Raw genomic sequence first — 24,069 nt, 5'->3', positions numbered from 1 at the left:
GGCCCGCGCACCCTGGCTCCCGATCGACGGTCACACCTTGGCAGACTGTGGTCATGGCACAGATAACGTTGCGTGGAAATCCGATCAACACGGTCGGGGAGCTGCCCGCCGTGGGTTCAGCGGCACCGCAGTTCACCCTCACCGGAACCGATCTCGGCGCGGTGACGAACGACGTCTTCCGCGACGCCCCCGTTCTGCTCAACATCTTCCCGTCGGTCGACACCCCGGTGTGCGCCACCAGCGTGCGGACGTTCAACGAGCGCGCCGCGGCCGGCGGCGTCTCGGTGCTCTGCGTGTCGAAGGACCTTCCGTTCGCCCAGAAGCGGTTCTGCGGCGCCGAGGACATCGAGAACGTCAAGACGGCCTCGGCATTCCGCGACAGCTTCGGGGAGGACTTCGGGATCACGATCGCCGACGGACCGATGGCAGGCCTGCTCGCGCGCGCCGTCGTGGTGATCGGCGCCGATCAGAAGGTGGCGTACGCCGAACTGGTGCCCGAGATCGGCACCGAACCCGACTACGACGCCGCGCTCGCCGCGCTGAAGTCCGCCTAGGCACCTCCTCTGCCGCGAACGTGCGGTCACTGCGAAGAATCGCCTCGATTCTCGCAGTGATCGCACGTTCGGCGTGGTGAGCCAGAACACGTCGGAACCGCCTCTGACCTGGCATTGATCACCTTTCGGTATCGGTACGGCATCTCCTTCGCTGTGCGGTCCGCCCAGTTGGCGTTCCGTCGCCCCGAAGTTGTAGAAGTGACTGTGGTGACAGATGTCAACCAACGCGTCGGTTCCGACGCGGCAGTTCTCGCAGTGCAGGGAGTGGAGTTCGATGAGGCGTTTCTATGCCGTTGTGATCGGTGTGGCCATGCTGCTGGTGACCGCGGGCCACGCCTCGGCCGAGCCCTACACCCGCTCGACGGCGCATCAGCAGGCCATCGACTACGTGATCGCCCGCGCGCTCGCACAACGCGGCGTGCCGTTCGTCTACGGCGGCGGTGACGCCACCGGTCCGACGAGCAAGGCCGCCCGCAAGGATGCCGACCCCGCCGTGCTGGCGTTCGACCCGACCGCCAACGTGGCGGGCTTCGACGCGTCGGGCCTGATGCTCTACGCGTTCTCCGGTGTCGGCGTGAAGATCCCGCGCTCGTCGGGAGACCAGTTCCTGGCTGCGGCGAAGGTGGCGCCTGCGCAGGCGCTGCCGGGCGACCTGCTGTTCTACGGTCCGAACGGGACGCAGAGTGTGGCGCTGTACCTGGGCAACGGGCAGATGCTGGAGGCGACCGACCCGGCCGTGGCCGTGACGCCCGTGCGCACCGCCAACATGATGCCGTACCTCGGCCGCTTCATCGCCTGACCGGGTCAGGTGTCGCCGGCCCGCCACAGTCGCTGGTAGTAGTCGATGCGCGTCGCGTCGCGCGCCACGCCGTAGGCCGCCAGGAGTTCGTCCTCCCAGTCGGCAGGTCCGAAGTTCCACGACAGCGACAGCAGTGCGACGGCGATGTCGGCCCACTGGTCCGCGACCCCGAGGTCGCCGAGATCGACGTGTCCGGCGAACACACCGTCGTCGTCGATCAGGGTGTTGGGCGCGCAGGCGTCGCCGTGACAGACCACCATCCGGCCGACGGGCGGCACCTCGCCCATGCTCGCGCGGGTCTCGGGCGGCACCTCGCGGCGCAGCCGCGTCTGCACCGACCAGTCGAACGGACACCCGGCGACGGGCAGGGTGTCGTGCAGGCGCCGCAGCCCGGAACCGATGGCGCGGACCGCCGTTCGCGGCGCGGCGAGCCAATGCGGGTCCACCGCCGAGCGTCCGGGCATGCCCGCGGTGTGCAGCCACCCGGCGCCGGCACCGATGACTCGGGGGACTCGGACGAAGCCTGCCGCCCAGCGCATCCTCTCGGCCTCGGCGGCCAGTAGGTGCGGTCGGCCCGCAGGTGCGATCTTGACGAACTCCCGACGATCGCCGGTGCCGATCTGGAAGGTGACGCCGCCGAGTTCGTTGACCCACACCGCGGCCACCGGCCTGCCCGCGGCGATGGCGTCGACCACGGGCGGCACCGGGGTCGGGCCGGTCGGTGCGCTCATGGCTCCAGTCCCGCGCGTCAGACGGTGGGCATCCGGCCGACCAGCGTGAGCATGATGACGATGCCGGGCAGCAGGTTGGTGACCGAATGGGCGGCGATGCTGGCGACCAGGCTCCCGGTGTACAGCCGGGCCAGTCCGAGCGGAATCGCGACGATGAGAAGCAGTGGCGTCCTCATCAATTCGAAGTGGGCCAGCGCGAACAGCACGGTCGTCACCGCGAAGGCCACCCACCGGCCCCACCGCCAGTCGATTGCGCCCCACAGCAGCCCGCGGTACACGATCTCTTCGCACACCGGTGCGACCAGCACCACACAGAAGAAGATGGCCACCGCCCATGCCCATGACGTCCGGACGTCCCCGAACACCGCGCCCACCGCGGAATTCGCCTCGGGCCCCACGATCTTCAGGTAGAGCGCCGCGGCGGGCAGCGTGATGAACAGCCCGCCGAATCCGAACAACGCACCCCATCCGAGGCCGCGCCACGTCCAGTGCATCCGCAGGTCGATGCGTGGCCCGTTGCCCCGCCACCGCGTGATGAGGACCGCGAGACCGGCGGCGCAGACGGTGGGGACCACCAGAACCGTCGCGATCTTCCCCACCGACGCCTCGCCGCCGCGCAACGCCAGCAGCAACAGGAGCCCGACCGCCACGTAGGTGGTCACCACCACCAGGTACGCGCCGACGCCCCAGCGGTGCGGCCGCGCCGCGGGCAGGACCGGCGGCGGGACTATGGCCTCGGGTGGTCCGGGCACCACAACCGGATTGTGTTCGGCATTCACGTCTTCGACGCTACTGCAGTTCCGCGGCAGCGCCGGCCGCCAATCCACGACCCGACTCAGAGGCGGGCGCGCATGTGTCAGACTCTGCGACGAGCACACCGATCGGGCAGGAGTGAGCGGGTGAACGAGGCACACGAGCGCTGCGGCAGTGACGAGTGGCGGCAGATGATCCGGGAGGTCATCCTGCCGTGGGCCCTGGGCACTACCGATCTCGGTGACGACGTCCTCGAGGTCGGACCGGGATACGGCGCGACCACCGACGTGCTCAGTCGGGCTGCAGGCCACGTGACGGCGGTGGAGATCGACGCCGACCTGGCCGCGATGCTGACCGAGCGCTTCTCTGCGGCGCCCTCGGTGGACATCGTGCACGGCGACGCCACCGCGCTGCCCTACGAAGGGGACCGGTTCACCGGCGCGGCGTGTTTCACGATGCTGCACCACGTCCCGACGGCGGAACTGCAGGATCGGCTCTTCGCCGAGATCGCTCGGGTGCTCGCCCCCGGGGCGGCACTGGTCGCGAGTGACAGCCTGGCCGGCGACGAACTCGAGGCCCACCACGAGGGCGACACCTACAACCCCGTCGACCCCGACTCGCTGGCGTCCAGGCTCGCTGCGGCGGGCTTCGAGGAGATCGAGGTGCGCACGAATCCCTACGGGTGGACCGCCACCGCCCGAGCGGTCACCTCATAGACTGCTGCGCCCCGAGATCGCGTTCACCAGCGCCACCGCGTGCTCGCTGACGCCTTCGTGCGACGCGCGGACGTCGACCACCACATCGCCGACCACGCGCATCGCGTGGGTACTGACGTAACCGTTGTCGGACCGGACGCGAACCAGCTCGACGCCGTCGTCGCGCTGCGGCTCGTCCATCGACAGCACCCACGGCTGCGGGTCCTCGTCGGTGACGGTCAGCACCCCACCCGCGCAGCGCTGCCAGGTGGCCACCGTCCTGTCGGCGAATGCGGTTGCCGCGGCCGGAGATTCGAATTCGATCACTCCCTGGTCCAGGTCGGCGCTCTCGTCGTCGGCGTCGAGCACCGCACCGCGCACCGCACGGTATGGGCTGCCCTGGTACACCTCGCTCATCGTGTTGGCTTCGACGGCAAGGCATTCCGCAGGCGCGTAGGCCTTGCCCGCGCGCAGCGCGAAGAGCTTGCGGTAGGTGAACGTCGTCGTCAGCACCGCAGGCGCGACGATCGCGTTGACCTCCGTCTCGCTGAGCAACATGCTCGTCAGCGGATCCACCGGCGGCGGACCGGCTTCTCCGACTTCGGCGCCGCATCCCGCCATCACCACGGCGGCCGCGGCACCGACCACGACTGCGCGGATTCGACCGTGCCGCATGAGTCGATCGTAGGCTGCGCGGCCGGGGGCCCACTGCACGAATCAGGCCGTCAGCGGCCCGCACCGAGATCGTCGGACCGTCCGGCTTCGATGCGGGACCACTGAGCTGTCGGCCGGCCGTCGCTGCGCGTGTTGGAGCCGTCGACCTGCCAGGACTGCGGCCAGCCGGACGGTGAGTCCTCCCACGGCTCCTGCCGCCCGTAGACGGTGAGGTCCATCAGCGCGAGGCTGTAGTCCATCGCCTCGACACCGCGCAGTGTGGTCCAGTAGGTCTCGAACACCCGGTCACCGTCGCGTACGTAGCAGACGATGTGCATCATTCCGGCCTGCCGCCCGACGAGCAGCCGATCCAGGGACGGCAGCGCGGAGTACCACGGCACGTCCCAGCCCATGAACTCGCGATAGCGCAGACTCTCGTCGAGCGGACCCTGACAGAACACGGCGTAGGTGATGTCCCGCGAGTGCAGGTACGACAGCTCCGTGACCTGCGTGGTCACCCAGGTGCAGCCCTCGCACTGCTCGGGAGCCGGCCGCCCGGGGTTCCACATGAAGTAGTAGGCGACGAGCTGAGTGCGTCCGTCGAAGGCGTCGCGGAGGGTGAGGGGGCCACCTGGGCCGGCGATCTCGAGTCCGGCGTCCACCTCGACCATCGGCAGCCGACGGCGTGCCGCGGCGATCGCGTCGCCCTGCCGGATGTGCGCCTTCTCCCGGACCCTCAGTTCGGCGAGTTGCGCCTCGAACGCGGCACGGTCGACGGGCGGGGGCAGCGGCGCTCCCGGCGGAATGCCGGTCACGGATTCGACGGGGCGCAGTGTGCGCAGGCCTGCGGCTCAGGCGCGGGGCGGATGTCGTTCGGGTCGTCGGGATCGGGCTCGCCGAACCACCGCGACGGCTCGCGACGGCCGTACTCGTCGTGCCAGCTCCACCATTCATGGGCCGGGCTCTGCGGATACCCCTGCGGCGAGTCCTCCCACGTCTCCTGCCGGCCCAGCGCTGTCATGTCGAGAAAGCTCCAGGTGTTGACGAAGGCCTCGTCGCCGCGGTTGCTGATGAAGTAGGTGCGGAACACCTGTTCGCCGGTGTCGCCGGCGCGGATGAAGGCGTTGGTGCCGTGCCATTCGTGCACCCCGAAGTCGACGTCGAAACCGCTGTCCGGTTCGGCGATCATGGTGTACCAGGGGATGTCCCATCCCATCCGGGCCTTGATGCGGGCGATGTCGGCCTGCGAACCGCGCGACACGTACACCAGCGTGGTGTCACGGGCGTTGAGGTGCGCGAGGTTGCCGATGTGGTCGGCCATCAGGGAGCACCCGACGCAGCCGTGGTCCGGCCACCCGTGCAGCCCGGGATCCACGAACGCGCGGTAGACGATCAACTGGCGCCGTCCCGCGAAGAGGTCGAGCAGACTCACCTCGCCGTCGGGCCCGTCGAAGACGTACTCCTGGTCGACCGCCATCCACGGCATCCGTCGGCGCTGCGCGGCGAGGGCGTCCCTCGCGCGGGTCATCTCCTTCTCCTTGACCAGCATCTCCTGCAGAGCAGCCTCCCACTGCTGTGCGGCCACTACCGGAGGCGTGTGCATCGCCCGTCCCCTCTCTCCACCACGGCGTCGGCGTCGACGACCGCGCCAAACGTTATACAGATCGGTTGAACATTCGGACTCCACCACAACACAGCCGCCCGCTATAGTCAACAAGATGGTTGAAGATCAGGTGCTCGACCGCACCTACGGTGCGCTGGCGGACCCCACCCGCCGCCGGCTGCTGGAGGCGCTGCGCGGTGGCGATGCGCGGATCACCGACCTCGCGGCGCCCCTGCCGATGACGTTCGCCGGGGTGTCGCGGCACATCGGCGTGCTCGAGTCGGCGGGCCTGGTGCAACGCGAGGTTCGCGGCCGCGAGCACTGGGTGTCACTGCGTCCCGACGGGCTGACACTGGCGCAGCGGTGGCTCGACCAGCAGACGGACTTCTGGACCGCACGCGCCGACGCACTGCACGACCGCTTGCGCAGGAAGGGGACGACACGGTGACCGAGGCGCCGGTCGTCCGGGTGCAACGCGTGATGCCCGCCCCGCCCGATGTGGTGTTCGACCAGTGGCTGGATCCGGAATCGTTGGCGGAGTGGATGTGTCCGCGCCCAGACCGGTGCATCCACGTCTTCATCGACCCACGCGTCGACGGCCGGTTCCGGTTCGACGTCGACAACGCGGGCACGCTGGTGCTCATCACCGGCCGCTTCCTCGTCATCGAGCGGCCGCGGCTGCTGCGGTTGACGTGGAGCAACTCCGACTGGCCGGATCCGACGGTGCGCAGCGTGGTCGAGGTGTCGTTCACGCCGACCGGTGACGACGAGACGGTGATGGCCATCGAACACGCGATGCTGCCGCCCCACGAGTACGACAGCTTCCACGGCGGCTGGACTGCGATCTGCGAACAACTCGCCGAGGCGCTCGCCGGCGGCTGACGCCGGGACGTCAGCCGGGGATCTGGGTCTGCTGGTAGAGCGCGAGTTTCCAGCCGGCGTCGGTGCGGGTGTAGACGCTGGACATCGCGCCGACGAACGCCGGACCGTCGCCGTCGCGATATCCGGTCGCGGTGTAGACGAGGATTCCCGTGTCGTCGGCGGGGCGTACGAGGCGGACGTCACCGATCTCGTAGCGGCTCCACGGCGGGGACTGCGACAACGCCTCGACCACCGCGTCGCGGTCCATCACCATGCCGTTGGCGAGCACCATCAGGGCGTCGGGCAGCATGACCCCGCCGTAGAACTCGGACCCGGTGCTGTTGCACAGCGAGTCCCAGCCGGCACGTTCGAGTTCCAGGAGCAGATCGAGCACTTCATCAGTCATCCGGACGGGATACCCGTGCGCGGCGACGTTCAAGACCGGGACCGATCAGCGGCCGCGCCAGGTGGGTCTGCGCTTCTCCAGCCAGGCTTTCGGGCCTTCGGCCGCATCCGCGGTGGCACCGGCCACCTTGCGCATCGTCTCGCCGAACCGGACCGACTCGATCCAACCCATGTCCGCCGAGCGCCAGGCGACCTCCTTGGTGGCCCGCTGGGCCAGCGGTGCCGCCTCGGTCAGCGTCCGCGCCCAGGCGCGGGCCTCCTGTTGCAGCACATCGGGTTCCACCAGCTTCCACACCAGGCCGATCTCCTTCGCGCGTTGCGCGCTCATCGGCTTGCCGGTCAGCAGCAGTTCCATCGCGTTGGCCCATCCGACGCGCTGGGGCAGCCGGATGGCCCCGACGATCGTCGGGACGCCGATCGCCACCTCGGGATAGGAGAAGGTGGCCTCGGTGCTCGCGATCACGAAGTCGCAGAACAGCACTCCGGTCAATCCGTAACCGATGCAGGGACCATGCACCGCGGCGATGGTGGGCTTGAACAGTTCCATGCCGCTCTCGAAGGAGTTGATGGTGGGCTTCTCCCAGAAGGTTCCGCCGAAGGTGCCCACCACGCCTTCGCTGTCCTTCAGGTCGCCGCCGGCGCAGTGCACGTCGCCGTTGGCGGTCAGGATCGCGACCCAGGCGTCCTCGTCGTCACGGAACGTGTTCCATGCCGCGTTGAGGTCACTGCGCAGCGCACCGTTGATGGCGTTGCGCGCCTCGGGGCGGTCCATCGTGATGGTCGCGACGTGGTCGTCGAGCTCATAGGTGACGAATCCCATGGCTGAACACTAGGTGTGCAGGTGTGTCGACTCCAGCGCACCGTCGGCGATCATCGTCCGCAGGGTCCGGCGGTCGAGCTTGCCGCTGGCGAGCGTCGGGATGCGGTCACTCGCGGCCGACGCCCACCGGGTGGGGATCTTGTAGGCCGACAGGTGGTCGCGCGCGAACGCCGCGAGGGCGGCGAAGTCCGGAGGGCCCGCCAGCGCCGGGACGACGACCGCGCACACCTCCTCGCCGCGTTGCGGATGGTCCACCCCGACGACCACGCACTGCGCCACGTCGGCCGACGACTCGATCACCGCCTCGACCTCCAGCGGGGACACGTTGGCGCCCGCGGCCTTGATGAGGTCACCGGTGCGGCCGACGTAGAACAGCCGAGGGTCGCCGGTCCTGCGGTACACCCGGTCACCGGTGTGGTACCAGCCGTCGCGGTCGAAGGTCTCCCATCGTTCCTTCTTGTTGTAGCCGGCCATCACCCCGACGCCGCGGATCAGCAGTTCCCCGGTGCTCCCGTCGGGTACGGGCACGCCGTCGTCGTCGACGATCGCGATGTCGGTGAAGACGAAGCCGCCCGCGGTCTCGGACATGGCGCGGTGCACCGGGTAACCGTCCGGGACGTCGGTCATCGCGATGTCGAGCGGTCCGTCGCGCAGCATGGGCGCACTGCTGAGGTCGCGGCCGGCGAAGCTGGGGTGTTCGCGCAGCCGCTGCGTGAACGCAGGCCAGCCCACGACGCCGGTGGCCCGCTCCCGCTCGATGAGGTCGAGCGCGGTGCCCGCGTCGAGCCGCGGCATGGTGAGCACCGTGGTCGGTTCGTGCAACGCGCCTGTCGCCGCGAGCACGCCGCCGATCCAGAAGAACGGCATCGCACAGAGGATCCGGGGCGGGCCGGAGGACCGCGAGATCGCCCTGACCGCGGCGGGCCACGTCGAGGTCTGGCGGGCCAGCGTGCCGTGGGTGTGCAGCACGCCCTTCGGGTCCGCGGTGGACCCGGAGGTGTGCACCATGATGGCCAGGTCGGCGGGTGACACCTCGGCCTCGGCCGCGGCCAGGATCTCGGGCGCCACCCCGTCGGCGATGTCGTCGTCCCAGCGGGTGGCCCATGCGCGGTCGGTGGGCCCGGTGAGCACGACGCGGCGCAGGTACGGCGCAGCGGTCACCGCGATGTCGCCGTCGCGCTGCGCGGCCAGCCCCGCCAGCGCGGCCTCCAGGCGGTCCGAGGTGTCGGTGGCGAGCACCTGCGGCGGCGCCACCAGCAGTCCCACGTCGGCGAGGCGCAGCACCTTGGCGATCTCCGCCGGCGCGTACAGCGTGCTCAACGGCACCACGACCGCGCCGATTCGGGAGCAGGCGAGCCACCAGAGCATCCACTCGGCGCCGTTGGGGAAGAACAGCCCGACACGGGCGCCCTTGCCGACGCCGCGGCGCAGCAGCCACCGCGCGATGTGGGCGGAGCGCCGGTCGGCGTCGTCGTAGCTGAGCCGGTCGGTGGGGGTGACGAGGTAGGGGTGCGCCCCGTGGTCACGCACGCTGCGCCGCAGCAGCGCCGGAACGGTCGGCGGAATCGCAGGGAGGGATGTCACAGTGCCGATCCTGCCCAACGGCGGCGATCGCGGAACGCCCGGCCGCCGCACCGCGTTGAAACAGGCATGTCGTCGACGCTTCACGACGGGGTAGCGGGCCGCCGGACCCCGGCCGAGCTGGCCGACCGCCTCCTCGACATCAAGCGGATCTATCACGAGCCGGGTATCGAGCGGTTACCGCGCGCCCATCAGGTGCTCGACCGGTACGCCGGCGCCGAACGGATCGAGGTTGCGTCGCACCAGGCCATTCCGGGGCTGTACGGCAATGAGGGGAACGTCGAGGACTGGGTGCGCATCAAGCGCGAGGTGCTGGTGCTCGGCGAGAAGAAGAGTCTGGCGGCACGCCGCAACGAACGGTCGAGTGACTGGATCGCGCCGTCCACCGCCAACGGCTGCGCGATGGCCTGCTCCTACTGCTATGTGCCGCGACGCAAGGGTTACGCCAACCCGATCACGGTGTTCGCCAACATCGAGAAGATCACCGGCTACCTCGAGCGACACGCGGCACGCCAAGGCGTCAAGCCGGAGCCCAACCAGTGCGATCCCGTCGATTGGGTGTACGACATCGGTGAGAACAGTGACTGCTCCGTCGACGCGATGGTGTCCGACAACGTCCGCGATCTCGTCGATTTGTTCGCCCGGGTCCCGAATGCCAAGGCGAGTTTCGCGACGAAACTCGTCAATCGCGACCTGCTCGACTACGACCCGCGTGGCGGCACCAGGGTGCGTTTCAGCCTGATGCCCGCCGACACGTCGCGCACCGTCGACATCCGCACGTCGAAGATCGCCGACCGCATCGCCGCGCTCGACGACTTCGTCGATGCGGGCTACGAGGTGCACCTCAACTTCAGCCCGGTGATCGTGCACGAGAGCTGGCTGGCCGACTGGGCGGAACTGCTCGAGCAGATCGCCGAGGGCACCAACGAACGGACGAAGCAACAACTCGCCGCGGAGATCATCTTCCTCACCCACAACGAGGGCCTGCACGACGTCAACATGGGCTGGCACCCCAGGGGTGAGGATCTGCTGTGGCGGCCGGACCTGCAGCAGCTCAAGCCGAGTCAGAGCGGCCAGTGGAACGTCCGGTACAAGACGCCGTGGAAGGGCCGCTGGGTGCAGCAGCTCACCGACCTGATCGCCACGACGCTGCCGGACTGCAGGATCCGGTACGCGTTCTGACTATCCGCGCTTCGGGCCGCCGACCGCGCTGGCCAGGTCGGTGTCGAGGAACGCGGCGGTGTCGTAGTACGTGCGGAACGCCGTGATGCGGCCGTCCTTCGCCTCGAGCACGCTCACCCCGTCGTAGCAGAACGCCGTCCCGTCCCGCAGGGTGCCCTCCGAGGTCCACTCCAGGAACGTCACGTCGTCGTCGGTGACCCGGTGCCGGAACGCCGCGTCGATGTCACCGAAGACATCGCGGTACTGCTGCCAGAACGCCCGGGCGCCGTCCTTGCCGCGCTGTCCGTGCGGGAGGCCGGCCTTGTTCAGCGTCGCGTCGTCACCGAACAGCTCCACCAGCGGATCGACGTCGCGGTCCCGGTGCAGCCGGTCCAGTGCGTTGACGAATTTCTGCGCCAGATCATGCATGGTGCCGAGGTACCCCCAACTACCCCGACCATGCGGCACGTCAGCTGTTCGTCACACATTCGACCTCGGGACGCCGTCGGGTCACGGTCGATAGACTGCCGGGATGGGTCGCGAGCTCCAGGTGACGTTCGACTGCGCCGATCCGGCTGCCCTCGCCCGGTTCTGGGCTGAGGTCCTGGGTTTCGTCGTCCAGTCACCGCCGGGCGGGTTCGACACCTGGGACGACGCGCTGGAGGCGATGGGCGTGCCGCCCGAACGGCGCAACGACGCCTCGGCCCTCGTCGACCCGGATGACCACGGGCCGCGCGTCTACTTCCAGCGCGTGCCGGAGGGCAAGGCCGCCAAGAACCGGGTGCACCTCGACGTGCGCGTGGCACCCGGATCGAGCGGGGACGAGCGGATGACCGTATTGGAGCGCGAGTGCGAACGACTGGAAGGACTCGGCGCCACCCGGCTCGGCCGGCACGACCCGGCACCCCCGTTGCAGGGCGGCCACATCGTCATGGCCGATCCCGAGGGCAACGAGTTCTGCCTCGACTGACCGCCCGCACCGATGAGTGATCCGCCGAGAACTGACGACGGGCACCACATCGTCGTCGACGGACGCAAGTGGCGGGCGACCGACCCGGCGATCCCCGAGGAGCGTCGGGCCGAACTCACCCGCATCCTGATGGCGTGGCGGCGAAAGGTGCGCCAGGCCCGCGGAACCGATCGCGAACCGACCGTGCGTGCGGGTGTGCACGCGGCCAAGGTCGCGCTGGGGGAGCGGGGCACGCCGTGGTGGGAGCAGACCGACGAGCAGCGCCGGGCACGGTGGGAGACCCACGTCCCTGCACCCGATGACGGGTCACTGGGCTAGCGTCGCCGAGCGGTCCACGGGCGTTCGTTGCGGTCCCGCCGCTCCGCTTCGTCGGCGCGGTCCTCGGCCCAGAAGTCCTCGAATCGCTCGCCCGGGCGGACGTTGGGGACGCGGTTCATGATGTTGCTGAACCATTTCGGCGGCGTCTTGGGCTCCCACTGGGGGAGCACGGCGCTCAGCGATGCGAGCGTCTTGAGGACGACGAAGACCCCGAAGAACGCGCTGGGCGAGTCGGTCAGGGCGATGCCGATGAATCCGAAGATCAGGGTGAGGTGGACGACGACGACGCGGCTCAGCCCCCGCTGGGCGGTCTGTTCGAGCTGCCAGAACGACCAGCTGCGCAGGCTGAACAGGTCGGCGAAGAAGTCGAGCGCGAGGAAGGCGAGCACGCTCAGGCATCCGAATCCGACGCTGCGCCAGTCGACGTCGGCGAGGCGGCCCTCGCCGTTGCGATTGAGCAGGAACAGGATCGCCGCGAGGAACACCGCGTGCGCCGCGCAGAACGCGAAACTGGTGACGGCGAAGCCGGTGACGAACGAGGAGCTGTTGCGCGAACTCCGCCGGTCCGCACTCGGCGCCGTGTACCGGAAGTGGCCGCTGCGTGGAGACCACCGCCGGTGCAACAGGATCCGGGCCACGATGAACGCGCACATCGCGACGTTCTCGAACCAGTAGACCGCGAGCGTCGTGGGTCCGGACCAGTCCTCGAAGAACCAGCCGACGATCGGTACCGCGATCACCGCCAGCAAGCTCAGCGGGTGGACGAAACGCGTCACGTGGTCGCCCCGGTCGGCGGCATGGTCGCTCCTCTCCGCGGACAGCCGCGCACCGCGGAGTGCGCGTTTCCCGTCGGAGATTAGCCCGGCCACCGAGGCGCCGCCGGGATCAGCGTCGGGAAAGCTCCGCCTCCAGCCGCTCGATCAGCGTCTTGCGGGCCTTGCCGTCGCGCTCGCGCCGCAGGGCGGAGGTGAGCTGGCGCTTGTCGAGTTCCCCGACGAGCTTGACGGCTTGGGCGACCGGCAGCTCGTCGAGCCGGCCGACCGTGCGTGCGGCCTTGGCGGCCTTGGTGTTCGACACGTGCTGCCTGCCGGCGGCCGACGCGCCGCGCTTCTTGGTGTCGGTGGCGTTCTTCTCGCTCTCGGAGAGCTGATCCCATGCCTTCTTCGGCAGGTACCTCTTCGTCTCACCACGGTCGCCGCGGGCGCGCGCGCCGCCGTCCTTCGTCTGCCAGTCTTCCTTGCCCCACTGCTCCAGCGACTTCTGCCGATCGTCTTTCGGGCCTCGGTAGCCGCCGCCCTGCCGCTCGTACTCCTGGGTCAGCAGCTGGCTCTTGCGTGCCGACCACTGTCCCTTCCTGCCGCCCTTGTCCGAGGCCTTGATCTCTTCCTTGATGCGCTCCCGCAGTTCGGGATCGGTGTACTCCGCCATGGAGGGGAGATACCCGCTTTTCGGCTTGGGTGTTCCGCACCCCTACGGCGGCCCGGCCGGGCCCGGCTGACAGTGCGGGCACCACCAGGTGCGTCGCCGTTCCGGATCGTTGGGCACCTCGGCGACCACCCGTACCGTGGTTCCGCAGCGCAGGCACGGCCGGCCGGCGCGACCCGCCACCCAGTGCTGCTCACCCTTGCGGCGCACCCCCGTCGTCACCTGCATCGCGCCCGGCACTGTGGCCGAGTGTCGAAGCGCCCGCGCCCCGAGGTCGAGCAGGGCAGGTACGTCGACGAGTCCGACCGGCGTCCACGGGCTGTGGCCGCGCAGGAAGCAGAGCTCGTTGGCCCACAGGTTGCCGAATCCCGCCACGCAGCGCTGGTCGAGCAGGGCGGCGACGAGCGGGCGATCCGGTTCGGCCGCGATGCGGCGCGCCGCCTCCTCGAGGTCCCAGTCGTCGCGCAGCGGATCGGGGCCGAGGTGTCCGACGACATCGGGTTCGTCGCGGGTGCGCAGCAGCTCGACGACGGGCAGCTTTACGCCGTAGGCGGCTGGCCCGTCGGTGCGCATGACGACCCGGACGTCGGGCATGACCGCGCGCGGCAACCAGCGGCCGGTCTCCGAGATGGTCCACGAGCCGGACATCCGGAGGTGGGTGTGCAGGGTGAGGTCGCCCGACAGCCGGGTGAGCAGGTGCTTGCCGTGCGTGATGTGGGCCTGCACGCTCCGGCCGGCGAGGTCGTCCGTGGCGTGGCTCGGTACCCGCAGCTCGCCGTGGGTCAGCGTGCGACCACGCAACGCGCGGTCGAGGCGTTGCGCCAGCGCGTACACGGTGTCACCCTCGGGCACGCGTCAGCGCTCCTCGCGGCGGCGACTCAGCAGTCGAGCTGGACGATGGCGGTGGAGACGATGTCCGTCGCGGATCCCACGGTGACGCCAAGGGGGTCGAGTTCCTTCTGCACCATGCTGACGATGGTCGCCGAGCCGATGCCGTTGCGCGAGGCCTGGCAGGCCTGATAGCCCGTGGTGAGCAGCTGCGCCTGGGACAGGAACGGGAACTTCTCCTGTAGCCGCAGGAAGTCGGCCTCCCCGGCGGCCGCGGGCGATGCGAAGGCCAGCCCCGCGGATGCGGCGATGACCAGGGCTGCGAATGAACGGACCATGGGACTTCCTTCGGCTTGCGGCGGGATCGCTCGATCGAGGTGGCGGACGCTGACGCTGGTCATTGTCCACCACGGGTGCGCTCAAACATCGGAAAGTGGCGCCGCCGGTCGTCCACGCTGCGAGATGTTGGGATCGGTAGCCGGCCGCGCGCCGTGTACTCGAGCACGAGCAACGCCAAGGGGGCGGTGCCCGACGAGAGGATCCGACCTTGAACCGACTCACACGGTTCGTGACGGCGGCCGCGGTGTCCGGCGGGGTGGCGTTGACCGGCTTCGCGCTGAGCGCGGGCACCTCGGCCGCCCAGGGCCCCAGCTACCAGGGCGGGAATTGCCCGGTGGGACAGACCTGTACGCATTGGTGTCCCGGGGACCCGGCCATCCCGGGCGGACAGGTGCTGACGTGGGACCGCAACGTCTGCCATGACTGGTACTGGAATTCCGAGGGCATCGTCGACGTCACCACGTGGACGATCTACCCGTGGTCCGGCGCACCGCATCCGGCCACGCCGCCGCCGGCGCTCCATCCGGCGCCTCCACCGCCGCCGCTGCCGCCGGGCACGCCGTTCTGCAGCCCGCGCGGATCGTTGATCATCATCCCGCCGATCTGCGATGAGATCGGCGTCGACATGCCGCCCGGGTCGGTGCGGCGTTCGTGACGGAGGGAGCAGCCGCTCATGGGTGGTGAGCGCGCTCTGGGCTAACCGAGGCCCGCGCGCCACCTGTCGAGTAGCCGTCGGTCCCGTTTGGTCGGCCGCCCGGCCCCGCGGTCTCGGACCGCCACCGCGACCACCGGCTCGGCGGGGCGGGCCGGTGTGCGGTCGAGGTAGCACGTCACGGCTTCGGCCGCACCGACCCGCTTGTGGATCACCCGCAGCACCTCGACGATCCGCGTGGTGTCGGCCATCCGGACACGGATCTGGTCACCGGGGGAAAGCATCGTCGACGGCTTGGCGATCCGGTCGTTGACGCGGACGTGGCCACCGCGGCAGGCCGCCGCGGCGTCCGGCCTGGTCTTCGTCAACCGCACCGACCACAGCCAGCGGTCCACGCGCGTCGCCTCCACGAGACCCATCATGGCGGCTCGGCGCGCACTCATCCAGCGGGACCAGGAGAAGTGGACGGCGCGACTCAGCTCGAGGCGTCGAGGATCTTGATCGCGAAGACGAGCGTGTCGCCCTTCTCGATCCCGGCGCTGGGCTGACCGTCGGGGTAGCCGTCGGCCGGAGTCATCGCGACACCGACGGTGGAACCGACCTTCTGCCCGGCGATGGCCTTCTGGAAGCCCGTCACGACGCCGTCGAGCGAGAATTCGACCGGGGGACCGCCCACGTAGCTGCTGTCGAACACCGAGCCGTCACGACCGTTGACGCCCATGTAGCAGACCGACACCGATGCCGTGTCCGCGACGACCGGTCCGTCGCCCGCCTGCAGCGTCTTCACCTGGGTCTCACCGACGCTGAACGGCGCGGTCACGGTGATGAGCGGAGCCGCCGCGTCGGTCGATCCGGTGACGGCCACGCTGCCCGTGTTCCCGGGGAGTGTCCACTCCGGTGCCGCACCCTCTGCGGGCGGCGCCGACGGGCACGCCGCGGCGGTGGCAGGCGCTTCGGGGGTCGGTGGCGCCGCGGGGGACGGCGGGAAGAATTCGACCGGTGTGCGTGTCGACGAGGAGCTCGTCGACGCGGTGCTCGTGTCGGACCCGCACGCGGTGAGCCCGACGAGGAGCGATGCGGCACACGCGGCGAGCGCGATGGACGAGGGCAGACGAGAGGAGTTCACGATCGGCCACGCTACCGGCGGCGCGGCCGTCGACCGAAGGCCCGGTGGCCGGGCCGCGAGTCGCGGCCCGGTCCCGGGGCTCTCGCTCAGCCCGACAGCCGTGCGAGCATGCCCGCTTCGTAGGAGCCGCCGGGGTTCCGCACGATGACGTTCATCCGGTTGGCGGCGTTGGTGAGGGCGACCAGGCAGATGAGGGCCGCCACCTGGTCGTCGTCGTAGTGCTTGCGAACCTGGTCCCACGTGTCGTCGGACACGCCGGTGTGGGCGTCGGCGAGCCCGGTTCCCTCCTCGGCGAACGCCAGCGCGGCCCGTTCGGCCTCGGTGAAGACGGTGGCCTCTCGCCACGCGGCCACCATGTGCAACCGCAGCGCGGTCTCACCGGCGGCCGCCGCCTCCTTGGTGTGCATGTCGGTGCAGAAGGCGCAGCCGTTGATCTGGCTCGCCCGCAGGCTGACCAACTCCTTCGTGGTGTCCGGCAGCGTCGATTCTTCGATCACCCTGGCGGCTGTGGTGAACCGCTTGGCGAACTTCGTGGCGAGTTCGTTGCCGAACAGATCGAACCGTGCATCCATGTCGTCCTCCTGTGCTGTGGTGCTGGACGACCTCTAGATGCCGGCGGCGGGCGTTTTGTGACACGTCGCCGAGAATCGACGCCCTTCTCAGCTCAGCACGGCCAGGTCGTGCACGGAGTCACGAGGCAGATCGCCGTCGACCACTGCGCGAACCTCCATGTACCGCAGGTTGATCGATCCCTTGTGATTGTCCAGGAACGCGGTGTCGGCGGCGTCGCGCCCGGTGGCGATGCGCACCATCGACTGGCGCGGCGCCAGGCAGGTCGGATCCACCACGCGCCAGACACCGTCGATGAGAGCCTCCGCCACCGCGTGGAAATCCATCGGGTCGCAGCCCGGTGCGTAGACGGCGACCATCCTCGCCGGGACGTTGACCGCGCGCAGCAGCGCGATCACCAGGTGGGCGTAGTCGCGGCACACCCCGGAACCGGCCAGCAGGGTGTCCGCGGCTCCGTCGATCGGGTCGCTGGACCCCGGCACGTAGGCGAGCCGCGTTCCCACCCACGATGAAACCTTCTCCAGCAGAGTCGCCGAGTCGGCGTACTCGCCGAACTCGGTGGCGGCGAAGCCGAAGAACTTGTCCGCCTCGGCGTAACGGCTCGGCCGCAGATAGGTCGACGTGTCGATGTCACGGACGTCCGCCGGATCGGTGCGACCCAGGACTGTGGCCCGGTACGAGGCGGTGACGGTTCCTTCGGGCGCGTCGAAGCGATGGATGCGCGTGCCGTGCTCGCCGATGAGCTCCTGGGCTTCGACGGCCGAGCCGTTGCAGCGGAATTCGAGAGACTCGGTGACCTGCGCCCCGGGCTGGGGTGCGAGGGCGATCTGGAACTCCAGGGTGGTCGCGGCGATGATGTCGACTTCGAGGTCTGCGCCGACGTCGCGCTTGAACGCAGGCGGGGCATCGACGGACCCTGTTGACTGTTCGCCTGGCAACACGGACATCACGCACCGCTTTCGTCGACGGATTCGTCATCGCAATGGGTAACGGCACACCTTCTTGACCGCGGCGACGATGCGCACACCCTAGCGGCGGTCGGTGGCGGTCGCTCGGCGAGCCGGTCGCATCGGGTCGCCGCCGGTGTCGCGGATCACCGGGCGGTGGGGTTCTTGGCCGCGACGATCGCCGACTCGATGGCCGTGAAGCATTCTGCCGCAGTGGGTTCGGTGCCCAGTCCGACGTAGAAGCTGCCGGGCCGCTCACCGCCGGCGAAGCCGGTGATCGTGAACCCGGCGGTTTCACCGGCCAGTTGGCCCAGTGCGGCGCCCAGGCCGGTGCCTGCGGCGATCGATGCCTGCGTCAGCGGCAGCGACAGGACCGAGGTTCCACGGACGGCGCCGTCGATGGCCACGAGGAGGTGGGTCGGGTGCAGTATCGCGACGGTGTCGTGCTCGGCGTCGGGATCCGCGGAGTTGGCCCGGCGCCGCATCAGCTTCGCGAGGCCCTTCTCGGCCGGCGGGTTCTCGCTGTGGGTGAGCCACATCCGCACTGCGGTGAGGTCGAGTTGGTGCGCTTCGGCGTGGTCGGTGAGCTTCTCGCGGACGTGGGGTGCCAGTTCGTCTATCTGCACCGCGCGGGTGTGTCGCACGTACATCGGCATGGGAGGAGTATCCACGATGAGTTGCTGCCGCCCAGGAGGTCTGTCCTGAGACGAACCGATGAGGGAAGGCGAGAACTGATGGAGAACAAGCCTCCGCGCGGCGGTCACCTGCCGATCAACGGACTGAACCTCTACCACGAGGTGTATGGCGACTTCGGTGCGTCGAAGACCCCGCTGTTGTTGATTCCCGGCGCGTTCATGGCCACCGGTTCCATGACGGTGTGGGCAGAGGCCCTGGCCGCCGACCGCCCGGTGATCGTGTTCGACCAACAGGGGCACGGCCGCACCCCGGACACCGCGCGGGCGATGTCCTACGAGCAATTCGCCGACGACGCCGCCGCGCTGCTGCGCGCGCTGGGGGTGGCGCGCGCGGACGTGATGGGTTACTCGCAGGGCGGTGGGGTCGCGCTGCAGCTCGCGATCCGGCACGGCTCGCTGGTGAACAAGCTGGTGTCGATGTCGGCGACCTTCCGCAAGGACGGCTGGTATCCGTCGGTGTTCGAGGCCCTCGGCGGTCTCACCGCCGATGCGTTCGCCGGCACGCCGGTGGAGGCGGCGTTCAAGGAACACACCGCCGACCCCTCGGCCTTCGATGCCTATGTCGACAAGATGAAGACCCTCAACATCAACGATCAGGACATCAGCGACGAGGCGATGCGGTCGATCTCCGCCGCGACGATGGTCATCGTCGGCGACGCGGACGGAGTGACGCCCGAGCACGCGCTGGCGATGTTCACGCTGCGTGGGGGAGGCGACGCGCAGGCAGCGGCATCGGGGACGCTGACCGACGTTCCGGCCGCACGACTGGTGGTGCTCCCGGCGATGTCACACATCGGAATCTCGGGGGCCTCAGCGGTACTGGTGCCGATGATCACGGCTTTTCTCGACGACGTGCCGCCGGAGACCCCGGACCTCTTCTGAACCCGGTGCCGACAGCCAGGGTCAGCAGATCGACCCACGGAGGTGGTTCGGCGCCGAAAACGGATGAGCGCGAACCAATCAGCCGGCAATGCGCGGCGATGCTCGACGGCTCAGGAGTGCGCGGCGAAACCGGTGGCCCAATGTGCTCGCCAATTCCGCGGTCGTCGCGCCGGGACGACGACGAAGTGCCCGTGTGCAGGCGACTGCCAGCCGTCTCGGGGTCATCAGCCGTTGCGGGCCGACTTCGTGATTGAGTACGCGCAGCATCGTCTGCGTCGCAACGGGATCGATGGAGATGTCGCGCAGCATCTCCGTGACCAGTGGGGTCGGCGGTCCGGGCGCTCCCATGTCCGTGGCGAACCAGTACATCGGGTAGGCGTCGCGGTCACGCCAGCGCCACCACCTCCGGGTCGCCGCGTCGACGGCCCGGCCGTCGGAGAGGTCGGCGGGCAGTACATCGGCCAGACGCTCGGCCTGCCGCAGTGCGTCGGCGATACCCTGTGCCGGCGTGAAGTCCTTGAAGTGCCCGGCGTCACCGACCAGGACCCAGCCCGGCCCCGCAGCCTGACGAAAGTAGCCGTGCCACTTCGTCATCACCCGGATCGGGCCGACTCGGCTTGCGCCGGTGAGCAATTCGTCGAGTTCGGGCCAGCCGGAAATGCCTGCGCTGAACTCCGCATCGCGGTCCGTGCGCAGACCGGCGCCGGTGGCGATGGTGACCATGTACAGACCACCATCGGTAGGGCAGGCCAGATACCCGTGCTCGCCGAGGCGTGCGAGTCGCAGGCGCCCCTCCCGAGCGGTGACTCCCTCGAAGTAGGCCCACGCCGGCATCCGGCCGGCCGGGGTGGTCAGGTACTCCTGGGACCCGACGGTCACGGCCACCTTGGACTGCCGGCCGTCGGCGCCGACCACCAGGCGCGCCCTGATCGGTCCGCGGTCGGTCTCGACACCGACCACCCGCCCGCCGTCGGTGAGCAGCCCGGCGACCTTCACTCCTGTCCGCACGTCGACACCCGCCGCGCCTGCCGCCTCGACGAGCAGTGCGTCGAGGGTCAGCCTCCGCACACACAAGCCCGGCCGAGGGAACACCGCGGGGTCGAGCCCGCCGTCGATACGCACGTCCTCGTTGACCAGCGTGATGCGATCGATCGGCACGGCGCCGGCCGCCAACACCGCTTCCAGTGCGCCGATACGTTCGAGAACGCTTGCTCCGCAGGGCTGGATGACGTGAGTGGACGGGGTCTCGGAGGGAAACTGTGCCTTGTCCACCACGCAGACGCTGAACCCCCGGCGCGCGAGCATCACGGCCAGCGGGGAGCCCGCGCAGCGCGCGCCCACCACCACCACATCGAAGATCCGCACCGAACCGTCCCGCGCTCGCAGCAACGAACTTACCAATGGCCAGTCTGCATCGAAAGCGCGAACTTATCAATGGTCAGATCCTGCGTTAGGCTTCTCCCATGTCAGGTGGCTCCCGTTCCTACCACCACGGCCGTCTACGCGAAGCTGCGATCGAGGCCGCGGTCGCGGAGGTGCAGCGGGTCGGCGCCGCCGGAGTGAGCATGCGTGAGATCGCGCGCCGCGCCGGGGTGACGCACGCGGCGCTGGCATACCAGTTCGGCGACAAGGCCGGCTTGTTCGCCGCGGTCGCCACCGAGGGATTCCGATTGGCAGTCAACGCGATCCGGCCCGCCGCGACAGGCCCCGACGCATTCCTCAGGGGCGGCATGGCCTATGTCATGTTCGCCATCACCCATCCTGGGCACTATGAGGTGATGTTCCGCCCCGACCTGTACGGCGACGACGATCCGCACCTCATCGAGGCCCGCGACGAAGCCTTCGCGCTCCTCTACGACAGCGCCAGGATGAGCGTGGCGGCACCGACCACTTCGGACGTGACGGGCGTCGTGGTCGCCGGGTGGTCGATGTCGCACGGACTGGCCACACTCTGGCGCACCGGCAACCTGCGCGGCCGGATCGACGACGACCCGGCCCAGGTCGCCCGGCAGATCGCCGAGGGGATCGCCGAACTCGGCGATCTCGCCGGCCGCTACCTCGCCACTCTCGACGAGCCGAGCACGGACCAGAAGTGACGGCTGGTCAGTAATCCCGGCTGGTCGGTAATCCCGGCTGGTCAGTAATCCCACACAGCGGGCACCATGCGGAAGCCGTCGCCGGTGACCGCCACGTGGCAGACCGACGGGAACGGCAGGTGGGTGGCCACCAGCGCCTCGCCGCTCGCCGCCAGTTCCTGCAGCAGTGCGATCCGGACGCGTGTCGCTTCCTCGGGGTCGTGTTCGAATCCGTTCTGCCAATCAGGGTTGTCGAATCCGGGCTGGAACACCGCATCGCCGGCGAATGTGAGTGCCTCGCCCCGTGATTCGAGGCGGACGATGCTGTGTCCCGGGGTGTGGCCGCCCGTGCGGCGGAGCAGCACGCCGGGTGCGACCTCGTATTCGGTCTCGAACGGCCGCAGCCGGCCGCGGTAGAGGTCGAGGAACTGCGCGGCGGTCCGTCGCAGTACGTCCGGGATCGGGGCGGGCATGACGGTGCGGGAGAAGTCGGGCGCCTCCCAGAACTCGGCTTCGGCCGCGGCGAGGTGGACCCGCAGATCGGGCCGCAGCTGATTCCGGAGCCCGTCGACGAGCAGCCCGCCGATGTGATCCATGTGCAGATGGGTGAGCACCACGTCGGTCACGGAGGCAGGATCGATTCCGGCGGCGACGAGTCGCATGGCCAACTGTCCGGCCCGCGGGAAGTCGGGAAACTCCGTTCCCAGACCGGAGTCGATGAGAATGGTCTTGCCTCCGCTGCGGACCACGGCAACGTTCAACGGCCAGTCGAGCACCTCGGGCGGCAGGTACATGTCCTCGAGCCACGCCGACAGGTCGGCAGGAGCGGCGTTGGTGGCCATCGTCACGGCGGTGATCGGCAGCACCCCGTCGCTGATCACCAGAACGTCGATGTCGCCGACCTTCAGCGCGTACCGCGAAGGAACCAACTCGTCGTGCGCCGTCCCGGCCGGGTGTGAGATGTCGACCAAGCTCATGTTCTTCTCCTCCTGAGGGCTTGTCAGAAGACAGTGGGGAATAACCTGTCTCCTCGTTGATCGTTTCCCGGCGGCCGGATTCATCCATGAGCGGACCGACTGACGTATTGCACTACCCGTGTGTTCGAGTCCCGACGGCCGGACAGTTCTTACCGAGAGCTGATCGATCAACAAGGGGGACACGATGACTGTCGAGGACATCAAGCAGGTCGAACTTCACGACGACGAGGCCACGGGGGAGTACCGGACCGGTCCTGAAGCCGGCACAGCGCTCGTCGGCACATTCGACGGCGGCGAACGCGAGGTGCGCTACGCCGACGTGGACGGGCTGGCGGTGTTCGAGGGAGACATCGTCCTGGGCACCGTGGAGGAGGTGCGGGGCCGGGCGGGACTCGAGGGAATCGGCCGTACCGGCAATGAATTCCGCTGGCCGAACGGTGTCGTGCCCTTCGAGGTGGACCCGGCGCTGCCGAACCGGCAACGCGTGACCGATGCCGTCGCTCACTGGACCAACAACACCAGGATCCGGTTCGTGCCCCGCAACGGGCAGGCGGATTTCGTCCGCTTCGTGCCGAGCACGGCGAGTCGGTCGCCGGTCGGCCGGCAACGGACCGGACGTCAGGACATCGAGTTGACCGCCACCGCGCCGACCGGCACGGTCATCCACGAGATGGGTCACGCGGTCGGGCTCTGGCACGAACAGAGCCGCGAAGACCGCAACAGGTTCGTCGAAATCCGCCTCGGCACCGTCCCGGTCGACAACCGGCACAACTTCGATCAGCAGATCGAACTCGGCGACGATCTCGGCACCTACGACTTCGGGTCGATCATGCATTACTCGCGGACCGCGTTCAGCACCAGCGGCGAGGACACGATCGTTCCGAGAGTGCCGTTGCCTGCGGGCGTCACGATGGGGCAGCGAACGGCTCTGTCGCAGGGCGACATCAACGCGGTGCACACGATGTACCCGGACTGGTCGGGGATCGGCGACCGTTGGCGCTCGATCGGTGGGTTCTTCCCCGCGGGTGCGCCGATCTCGGTCACCTCGCGCAGCGCAGGCAACCTTGACCTGTTCGTCGTCGGCAACGACGGCCGGGTCTACACCTCCTGGTGGTACCAGGGCGCCGACTGGTCGGGACTGAACAACACCTGGCGCAACATCGGCGGGGTCTTCCCGAAAGGCGCACCGGTCACCGCGATCGCGAAGTCGCCCAACAGCATCGACCTGTTCATCACCGGCAACGACGGCCGCGTCTACACCTCCTGGTGGTACCAGGGCGCCGACTGGTCCGGACTGGGCGACCGCTGGCGCTCCATCGGCGGGTTCTTCCCCGCGGGACGGAAGGTGACCGCGATTTCCCGCTCGGCGAGGAACCTCGATGCCTTCATCACTGGAAACGACGGGCGGGCCTACACCTCCTGGTGGCAGGGATGACGCCGACGTTGCCGACCTGACTCGTAGAGCAGTTCCTGCCACCCGGCCATCAATTTCTGCCAGCGGAATTAAACCCCTGACCTGCGAGTTCAAGGAGTCAGAAGACAACGAGAAGCATCCAAGAAAGAAGCAAGACCATGAACAAGTTCGGATTCGCCACCCTCGCCGCCAGCGCCTTCGCCGCCGCCTTCGTCGGCCTCGCCGGCCCCGCCG

Annotated in this window: 32 protein-coding genes; 12 read left to right on the top strand and 20 right to left on the bottom strand. The window is 69.2% G+C overall.

The genetic code is table 11. The features are described 5' to 3' along the window. Nucleotides 1–53: 53 nt before the first annotated feature. Nucleotides 54–554, top strand: a complete 501-nt coding sequence (tpx, locus tag ACPCHZ_RS18905; protein ID WP_423486135.1) for a thiol peroxidase — start codon at nt 54–56, stop codon at nt 552–554. 274 nt (nt 555–828) lie between these two features. Continuing rightward, on the top strand, nt 829–1,353 hold the full coding sequence (gene ripD, locus ACPCHZ_RS18900; RefSeq protein ID WP_423486134.1) for an NlpC/P60 family peptidoglycan-binding protein RipD: 525 nt from the start codon (nt 829–831) through the stop codon (nt 1,351–1,353). Between the two features lie 5 nt (nt 1,354–1,358). On the opposite strand, the gene ACPCHZ_RS18895 is transcribed toward ripD, so the two are convergent. Beyond that, on the bottom strand, nt 1,359–2,084 hold the full coding sequence (locus tag ACPCHZ_RS18895) for a phosphotransferase (protein WP_423486133.1): 726 nt from the start codon (nt 2,082–2,084) through the stop codon (nt 1,359–1,361). A gap of 17 nt (nt 2,085–2,101) precedes the next feature. After that, nucleotides 2,102–2,815 (bottom strand): lysostaphin resistance A-like protein, encoded by a 714-nt coding sequence (locus tag ACPCHZ_RS18890; RefSeq protein WP_423486400.1) that lies wholly within the window; start codon nt 2,813–2,815, stop codon nt 2,102–2,104. A gap of 168 nt (nt 2,816–2,983) precedes the next feature. Here ACPCHZ_RS18890 and ACPCHZ_RS18885 point away from each other — a divergent pair, with 168 nt between their 5' ends. Then, the gene (locus tag ACPCHZ_RS18885) at nt 2,984–3,553 is read left to right on the top strand and encodes a class I SAM-dependent methyltransferase (RefSeq protein WP_423486132.1); all 570 of its coding nucleotides are present in this window, start codon (nt 2,984–2,986) and stop codon (nt 3,551–3,553) included. On the opposite strand, the gene ACPCHZ_RS18880 is transcribed toward ACPCHZ_RS18885, so the two are convergent. The 3 genes from ACPCHZ_RS18880 to ACPCHZ_RS18870 are packed head-to-tail and all read right to left on the bottom strand — an operon-like array spanning nt 3,548 to nt 5,789. Then, nucleotides 3,548–4,207 (bottom strand): sensor domain-containing protein, encoded by a 660-nt coding sequence (locus ACPCHZ_RS18880; RefSeq protein WP_423486131.1) that lies wholly within the window; start codon nt 4,205–4,207, stop codon nt 3,548–3,550. The two genes, ACPCHZ_RS18885 and ACPCHZ_RS18880, sit on opposite strands and share 6 nt — an antisense overlap. Nucleotides 4,208–4,257: 50 nt before the next feature. Then, complete coding sequence (locus tag ACPCHZ_RS18875) at nt 4,258–5,001, bottom strand: DUF899 family protein (RefSeq protein ID WP_423486130.1); 744 nt, start codon at nt 4,999–5,001, stop codon at nt 4,258–4,260. Next, on the bottom strand, nt 4,998–5,789 hold the full coding sequence (locus tag ACPCHZ_RS18870; protein ID WP_423486129.1) for a DUF899 domain-containing protein: 792 nt from the start codon (nt 5,787–5,789) through the stop codon (nt 4,998–5,000). The genes ACPCHZ_RS18875 and ACPCHZ_RS18870 overlap by 4 nt, the downstream gene beginning before the upstream one ends. 115 nt (nt 5,790–5,904) lie before the next feature. Between ACPCHZ_RS18870 and ACPCHZ_RS18865 the strand changes: the two genes are divergently transcribed. Continuing rightward, on the top strand, nt 5,905–6,237 hold the full coding sequence (locus tag ACPCHZ_RS18865) for an ArsR/SmtB family transcription factor (protein WP_423486128.1): 333 nt from the start codon (nt 5,905–5,907) through the stop codon (nt 6,235–6,237). Continuing rightward, complete coding sequence (locus ACPCHZ_RS18860) at nt 6,234–6,671, top strand: SRPBCC family protein (protein ID WP_423486127.1); 438 nt, start codon at nt 6,234–6,236, stop codon at nt 6,669–6,671. Before ACPCHZ_RS18865 ends, ACPCHZ_RS18860 begins: the two co-directional genes overlap by 4 nt. A 10-nt stretch (nt 6,672–6,681) precedes the next feature. Here ACPCHZ_RS18860 and ACPCHZ_RS18855 read toward each other — a convergent pair whose 3' ends face one another. Genes ACPCHZ_RS18855 through ACPCHZ_RS18845 form a run of 3 tightly spaced genes read right to left on the bottom strand, consistent with a single transcriptional unit; the run spans nt 6,682 to nt 9,459 of the window. Then, complete coding sequence (locus tag ACPCHZ_RS18855; protein WP_364984059.1) at nt 6,682–7,056, bottom strand: nuclear transport factor 2 family protein; 375 nt, start codon at nt 7,054–7,056, stop codon at nt 6,682–6,684. A gap of 45 nt (nt 7,057–7,101) precedes the next feature. Further along, nucleotides 7,102–7,875 carry an enoyl-CoA hydratase/isomerase family protein gene (locus ACPCHZ_RS18850; RefSeq protein ID WP_423486126.1) on the bottom strand — a complete coding sequence of 258 codons (774 nt, stop codon included), beginning with the start codon at nt 7,873–7,875 and terminating at the stop codon, nt 7,102–7,104. A gap of 9 nt (nt 7,876–7,884) precedes the next feature. Further along, nucleotides 7,885–9,459, bottom strand: a complete 1,575-nt coding sequence (locus tag ACPCHZ_RS18845) for a class I adenylate-forming enzyme family protein (RefSeq protein WP_423486125.1) — start codon at nt 9,457–9,459, stop codon at nt 7,885–7,887. 66 nt (nt 9,460–9,525) lie between these two features. Between ACPCHZ_RS18845 and ACPCHZ_RS18840 the strand changes: the two genes are divergently transcribed. Beyond that, nucleotides 9,526–10,638, top strand: coding sequence for a spore photoproduct lyase family protein (locus ACPCHZ_RS18840; RefSeq protein ID WP_423486124.1), 1,113 nt, complete (start codon nt 9,526–9,528; stop codon nt 10,636–10,638). On the opposite strand, the gene ACPCHZ_RS18835 is transcribed toward ACPCHZ_RS18840, so the two are convergent. Beyond that, the gene (locus tag ACPCHZ_RS18835) at nt 10,639–11,046 is read right to left on the bottom strand and encodes a nuclear transport factor 2 family protein (RefSeq protein ID WP_423486123.1); all 408 of its coding nucleotides are present in this window, start codon (nt 11,044–11,046) and stop codon (nt 10,639–10,641) included. A 103-nt stretch (nt 11,047–11,149) separates the two neighbouring features. On the opposite strand from ACPCHZ_RS18835, the gene ACPCHZ_RS18830 reads away from it, so the two are divergent. Together ACPCHZ_RS18830 and ACPCHZ_RS18825 are read left to right on the top strand one after the other, a co-directional pair. Then, nucleotides 11,150–11,587 (top strand): VOC family protein, encoded by a 438-nt coding sequence (locus ACPCHZ_RS18830; RefSeq protein WP_423486122.1) that lies wholly within the window; start codon nt 11,150–11,152, stop codon nt 11,585–11,587. Nucleotides 11,588–11,599: 12 nt separating this feature from the next. Continuing rightward, on the top strand, nt 11,600–11,905 hold the full coding sequence (locus tag ACPCHZ_RS18825; RefSeq protein ID WP_423486121.1) for a hypothetical protein: 306 nt from the start codon (nt 11,600–11,602) through the stop codon (nt 11,903–11,905). Here the strand turns inward: ACPCHZ_RS18825 and ACPCHZ_RS18820 are convergent. The 4 genes from ACPCHZ_RS18820 to ACPCHZ_RS18805 all read right to left on the bottom strand — a co-directional run bounded on the left by ACPCHZ_RS18820 (nt 11,902) and on the right by ACPCHZ_RS18805 (nt 14,496). Then, nucleotides 11,902–12,681, bottom strand: coding sequence for a DUF6498-containing protein (locus ACPCHZ_RS18820; RefSeq protein ID WP_423486120.1), 780 nt, complete (start codon nt 12,679–12,681; stop codon nt 11,902–11,904). The genes ACPCHZ_RS18825 and ACPCHZ_RS18820 overlap by 4 nt on opposite strands. A 109-nt stretch (nt 12,682–12,790) precedes the next feature. Continuing rightward, on the bottom strand, nt 12,791–13,333 hold the full coding sequence (locus ACPCHZ_RS18815) for a hypothetical protein (RefSeq protein WP_423486119.1): 543 nt from the start codon (nt 13,331–13,333) through the stop codon (nt 12,791–12,793). 42 nt (nt 13,334–13,375) lie between these two features. Beyond that, nucleotides 13,376–14,182 carry a DNA-formamidopyrimidine glycosylase family protein gene (locus tag ACPCHZ_RS18810; protein ID WP_423486118.1) on the bottom strand — a complete coding sequence of 269 codons (807 nt, stop codon included), beginning with the start codon at nt 14,180–14,182 and terminating at the stop codon, nt 13,376–13,378. Between the two features lie 26 nt (nt 14,183–14,208). Continuing rightward, a complete protein-coding gene (locus ACPCHZ_RS18805) occupies nt 14,209–14,496 on the bottom strand; it encodes a DUF732 domain-containing protein (protein ID WP_423486117.1) in 288 nt (95 codons plus the stop codon). A 209-nt stretch (nt 14,497–14,705) separates the two neighbouring features. Between ACPCHZ_RS18805 and ACPCHZ_RS18800 the strand changes: the two genes are divergently transcribed. Then, nucleotides 14,706–15,152, top strand: coding sequence for a hypothetical protein (locus tag ACPCHZ_RS18800; protein ID WP_423486116.1), 447 nt, complete (start codon nt 14,706–14,708; stop codon nt 15,150–15,152). Nucleotides 15,153–15,193: 41 nt separating this feature from the next. Here the strand turns inward: ACPCHZ_RS18800 and ACPCHZ_RS18795 are convergent, their stop codons facing one another. From ACPCHZ_RS18795 to ACPCHZ_RS18775, 5 genes are all read right to left on the bottom strand, one after another. Continuing rightward, a complete protein-coding gene (locus ACPCHZ_RS18795) occupies nt 15,194–15,559 on the bottom strand; it encodes an RNA-binding S4 domain-containing protein (protein WP_364984091.1) in 366 nt (121 codons plus the stop codon). A gap of 65 nt (nt 15,560–15,624) precedes the next feature. Continuing rightward, a complete protein-coding gene (locus ACPCHZ_RS18790) occupies nt 15,625–16,275 on the bottom strand; it encodes an FKBP-type peptidyl-prolyl cis-trans isomerase (RefSeq protein ID WP_423486115.1) in 651 nt (216 codons plus the stop codon). Between the two features lie 86 nt (nt 16,276–16,361). Beyond that, nucleotides 16,362–16,847 carry a carboxymuconolactone decarboxylase family protein gene (locus ACPCHZ_RS18785; protein WP_423486114.1) on the bottom strand — a complete coding sequence of 162 codons (486 nt, stop codon included), beginning with the start codon at nt 16,845–16,847 and terminating at the stop codon, nt 16,362–16,364. 87 nt (nt 16,848–16,934) lie between these two features. Then, the gene (locus tag ACPCHZ_RS18780; protein ID WP_423486113.1) at nt 16,935–17,792 is read right to left on the bottom strand and encodes a transglutaminase-like domain-containing protein; all 858 of its coding nucleotides are present in this window, start codon (nt 17,790–17,792) and stop codon (nt 16,935–16,937) included. A 146-nt stretch (nt 17,793–17,938) separates the two neighbouring features. Then, on the bottom strand, nt 17,939–18,448 hold the full coding sequence (locus tag ACPCHZ_RS18775) for a hypothetical protein (protein ID WP_423486112.1): 510 nt from the start codon (nt 18,446–18,448) through the stop codon (nt 17,939–17,941). A gap of 78 nt (nt 18,449–18,526) precedes the next feature. Here ACPCHZ_RS18775 and ACPCHZ_RS18770 point away from each other — a divergent pair, with 78 nt between their 5' ends. Further along, the gene (locus ACPCHZ_RS18770; protein WP_423486111.1) at nt 18,527–19,369 is read left to right on the top strand and encodes an alpha/beta fold hydrolase; all 843 of its coding nucleotides are present in this window, start codon (nt 18,527–18,529) and stop codon (nt 19,367–19,369) included. A gap of 78 nt (nt 19,370–19,447) precedes the next feature. On the opposite strand, the gene ACPCHZ_RS18765 is transcribed toward ACPCHZ_RS18770, so the two are convergent. Further along, on the bottom strand, nt 19,448–20,734 hold the full coding sequence (locus ACPCHZ_RS18765) for an NAD(P)/FAD-dependent oxidoreductase (protein WP_423486110.1): 1,287 nt from the start codon (nt 20,732–20,734) through the stop codon (nt 19,448–19,450). Between the two features lie 98 nt (nt 20,735–20,832). Here ACPCHZ_RS18765 and ACPCHZ_RS18760 point away from each other — a divergent pair, with 98 nt between their 5' ends. Next, nucleotides 20,833–21,465 carry a TetR/AcrR family transcriptional regulator gene (locus ACPCHZ_RS18760; protein ID WP_423486109.1) on the top strand — a complete coding sequence of 211 codons (633 nt, stop codon included), beginning with the start codon at nt 20,833–20,835 and terminating at the stop codon, nt 21,463–21,465. A gap of 41 nt (nt 21,466–21,506) precedes the next feature. On the opposite strand, the gene ACPCHZ_RS18755 is transcribed toward ACPCHZ_RS18760, so the two are convergent. Then, complete coding sequence (locus tag ACPCHZ_RS18755; protein WP_423486108.1) at nt 21,507–22,421, bottom strand: MBL fold metallo-hydrolase; 915 nt, start codon at nt 22,419–22,421, stop codon at nt 21,507–21,509. A gap of 184 nt (nt 22,422–22,605) precedes the next feature. Here ACPCHZ_RS18755 and ACPCHZ_RS18750 point away from each other — a divergent pair, with 184 nt between their 5' ends. Next, nucleotides 22,606–23,856, top strand: a complete 1,251-nt coding sequence (locus tag ACPCHZ_RS18750) for a M12 family metallopeptidase (protein ID WP_423486107.1) — start codon at nt 22,606–22,608, stop codon at nt 23,854–23,856. Nucleotides 23,857–24,069: the final 213 nt, after the last annotated feature.

It is taken from the genome of Mycobacterium sp. NPDC050041 (assembly GCF_049541695.1).
Lineage (GTDB): Bacteria > Actinomycetota > Actinomycetes > Mycobacteriales > Mycobacteriaceae > Mycobacterium.
This window is presented reverse-complemented; position numbering and strand designations above follow the sequence as displayed.